The sequence below is a fragment of the Phenylobacterium sp. genome (genome assembly GCF_020402505.1).
Classification (GTDB): domain Bacteria; phylum Pseudomonadota; class Alphaproteobacteria; order Caulobacterales; family Caulobacteraceae; genus Phenylobacterium.
Genome location: NZ_JADBZL010000210.1, coordinates 1 through 3,126, shown reverse-complemented (window position 1 = coordinate 3,126; position 3,126 = coordinate 1). Strand labels below are relative to the sequence as shown.

At 68.7% G+C, this 3,126-nt stretch carries 3 protein-coding genes and 1 pseudogene; 3 read left to right on the top strand and 1 reads right to left on the bottom strand.

Annotated elements, in window-relative coordinates; all coding sequences use genetic code 11:
- A partial coding sequence (locus IM632_RS13680; protein ID WP_296552481.1) for an aminotransferase class III-fold pyridoxal phosphate-dependent enzyme occupies nt 1-740 on the bottom strand: 740 nt, incomplete at its 3' end.
- 148 nt (nt 741-888) lie between these two features.
- Between IM632_RS13680 and IM632_RS13675 the strand changes: the two genes are divergently transcribed.
- The 3 genes and pseudogenes from IM632_RS13675 to IM632_RS13665 form a co-directional block, all read left to right on the top strand.
- On the top strand, nt 889-1,905 hold the full coding sequence (locus tag IM632_RS13675; RefSeq protein ID WP_296479735.1) for an aldo/keto reductase: 1,017 nt from the start codon (nt 889-891) through the stop codon (nt 1,903-1,905).
- Nucleotides 1,906-1,928: 23 nt separating this feature from the next.
- Complete coding sequence (locus IM632_RS13670) at nt 1,929-2,846, top strand: DMT family transporter (protein ID WP_296479734.1); 918 nt, start codon at nt 1,929-1,931, stop codon at nt 2,844-2,846.
- Between the two features lie 25 nt (nt 2,847-2,871).
- A pseudogene (locus IM632_RS13665) lies at nt 2,872-3,126 on the top strand (hypothetical protein); the annotation flags it as partial.

Here is a 3,126-nt window from a genome sequence, read left to right as displayed (position 1 = left end):
TGCCGGTCGCAGATGGCGCGCAGGCGCTCGAGGTAGCCCCTGGGCGGCGGCAGGACCCCGGCCGATCCGGCCACCGGCTCGACGATCACGGCGGCGATGGTCTCGGCGCCGTGCAGGGCGACCAGGCGCTCCAACTCGTCCGCCTTCTCGGCGCCATGCTCGGGCAGGCCCCGGGAGAAGGCGTTGCGCTCGGGATCGAAGGTGTGGGCGATGTGGTCGACGCCCGGAAGCGTCACGTAGGTCCGGCGGTTGTTCACCAGGCCGCCCACGGAAATGCCGCCGAAGCCCACCCCGTGATAGCCCTTCTCGCGGCCGATCAGGCGCACCCGTTGGCCCTCGCCGCGGGCCCGGTGATAGGCCAGCGCCATCTTCAGGGCGGTGTCCACCGACTCCGAGCCCGAATTGGTGAAGAAGATCCGGTCCAGCCCGGGCGGCGCGACCTCCGAGAGGGCGGCCGCCAGCCGGAAGGGCAGGGGATGGCCCATCTGGAAGGTCGGGGCGAAGTCCAGGGTAGCCAGCTGCCGGGAGACGGCGGCGGTGATCTCTTCCCGGGCGTGGCCGAGGTTGCAGCACCAGAGGCCGGCGGTGCCGTCCAGGACCGTGTCGCCGTCCACCGTGCGGTAGTACATGCCGCTGGCCTCGGCCAGGAGGCGAGGGGCGTCCTTGAACTGCCGGTTGGCCGTGAAGGGCATCCAGAAGGCCGACAGGTCCGGCCGGTTGTCCCCGTAGTCCGCGCTCATGCCCTTGCCCCTCTCGCTCAGGAACCGGGGGCATCTTAGCGCCTCCGACCGCGATTGCGAGGCTTGCCACCCCCCTTGGCGCCGCTTATCAGCCGGATGCAGGACAGACGGGCGATCAGGCCCGCGCCGGGGCAGGGGAGAGACCGCCATGCAGCATCAGCGCCTGGGCCGCAGCCCGATCGTCGTATCCAAGATCTGCATGGGGACCATGACCTTCGGGTCCCAGGCGGACGAGAAGACCTCCCACCGCATCCTCGACCGGAGCCTCGAGGCCGGGATCAACTTCTTCGACACTGCGGAGAACTATCCGGTGCCTCCCCAGGAGTCCTGGGCGGGCCTGACCGAGGAGATCTTCGGTCGCTGGATGAAGACCAAGCGCCGGGACGAGATCATCCTGGCGACCAAGGTCTGCGGCCCCAGCCATGGCTGGATCAAGGGCTCCCAGCGCGCCGGCATGACGGCCCTCGACCGTCACAACATCACCCGCGCCATCGAGGACAGCCTTCGCCGCCTCGGCACCGACTATGTCGACCTCTACCAGACCCACTGGCCGGACCACGGCGCCCGCTACGAGGACGCCCTGGAGACCCTGGACGAGCTGGTCCGGGCCGGGAAGGTGCGGGTGCTCGGATGCTCCAACGAGACCTCCTGGGGCCTGATGAAGGCCCTGTCGACCTCGGAGCGCGAGGGCTTCGCCCGCTACGAGACCATCCAGAACAACCACAGCCTGAACAACCGCCGTTTCGAGGACGACCTGGCTCAGGTCTGCCGGCAGGAGGGGGTCAGCTCGATCCCGTACTCGCCCCTCGCGGGCGGCGTGCTGTCGGGCAAGTACAATGGCGGCGCCCTGCCGGCCGGGGCCCGTTTCAGCCGCTACCTTGAGCTGGGCGGCCGGCAGGCGACCATGGCGCGCCGCTTCGTCAACGAGAAGAGCCTGTCCTCGACCGGGCGCTTCGCGAAGATCGCCGCCGAGGCGGGCATGTCCCTGGTCACCCTCGCCACCGCCTGGTCGAAGCAGCACGACTTCGTGGCCTCGACCATCGTCGGCGTGACCCGCGAGGACCAGCTGGACGACATCTTCGCTGCGGCGGACGTGGTCCTGTCGCCGGAGGTCCTGAAGGCGATCGACGAGGTCACCCGCGACATCATGTACCCGATGGGTTGAGGCCCTCGAAAAGGACCCGCCCCTTGGCCGCGCCGGATCCGATCCTCGCTGACCCTGCGGGCGTACGTCCGGTCCCCCAGAACCCAGCTCTGGGGATCCTCCTTCGCGTCCTCGCCATGGCCCTCATGGCGCTTCTCGCCGCCATCGTGAAGTTCTGCGCGGAGCGGGGCGTACCCGTTCTGGAGATCATCTTCTTCCGGAACGCCTTCGCCTTCATTCCCGTGCTGCTCTACATCTGGAAGACCACGGGCTTCGGGGTGCTGCGGACGCGCCGCCCGGGCGCTCATCTCGTACGTTCCGGCGTAGGCCTGACCGGCATGGTCTGCGGCTTCACCGCCGTGAGCCTCCTTCCCCTGACCCAGTCGACCGCGATTTCGTTCTCGGCCCCGCTGTTCATGGTCGCCCTGTCGGCCCTCATCCTGAAGGAACCGGTCGGCGTCCACCGGTGGATGGCCGTGGCCGTGGGCTTCATCGGCGTCCTGATCATGGTCCATCCGGATCCCCGCCAGTTCGTCGGAATCGGCGTCCTCTTCGCCATTGCGGCGGCTGTCGGATCCGCGGGCGCCATGATCGCCATCCGGGAGATCAGTCGAACCGAGCCCGGCCCGACCATCGTCTTCTACTTCACCCTCGCAGGCGCCGTCCTCGGGCTGGCCAGCCTGCCCTTCGGGTGGGTCCTGCCGGGTCCGGAGGTCCTCCTCCTGCTCATCGGCTCCGGCCTGATTGGCGGGACCGGCCAGCTGCTCCTGACCGAAGCGATCCGCCGGGCGCCCGTCGCCGTCGTTGCGCCATTCGATTACACCCAGCTCGTCTGGGCGGGCGTGATCGGCTTCCTGATCTGGGGTGAGACGCCGGCGATGCTGACCCTCATCGGGGCCATGGTCGTGGCCGCCAGCAGCACCTATATTCTGTGGCGGGAGATCGGGCGCTCCCGAAGCTAGGTCGCCCTCAGCCTTGGAGCCAGTTATGCAGTATCGTTGGACGTGCGCCGCGATCGGTGCAGCTTTGGTGATGGGAGCGGCCGGGTCCGGCCATGCGGCGATCACGGTGCTGGGTGGTGGTTTCGCCCAGGCCTGTTCTGAGGCCGCCATGACTGGCGAAGTCGACAAGAAGTTCGAGGAGCTCTGCACCCTCGCCCTTGAGACCGAAGGCCTGAACCTCCGGGACCGCGCTGGCACCCTGGTCAACCGCGGCGTCTTCAAGCTCCGCCGCCAGGAGTAC

What these genes read in the sequence shown, in the direction of transcription:
- IM632_RS13675 (WP_296479735.1), top strand. Translation starts at nt 889, where the DNA reads ATGCAGCATCAGCGCCTGGGCCGCAGCCCGATCGTCGTATCCAAGATC.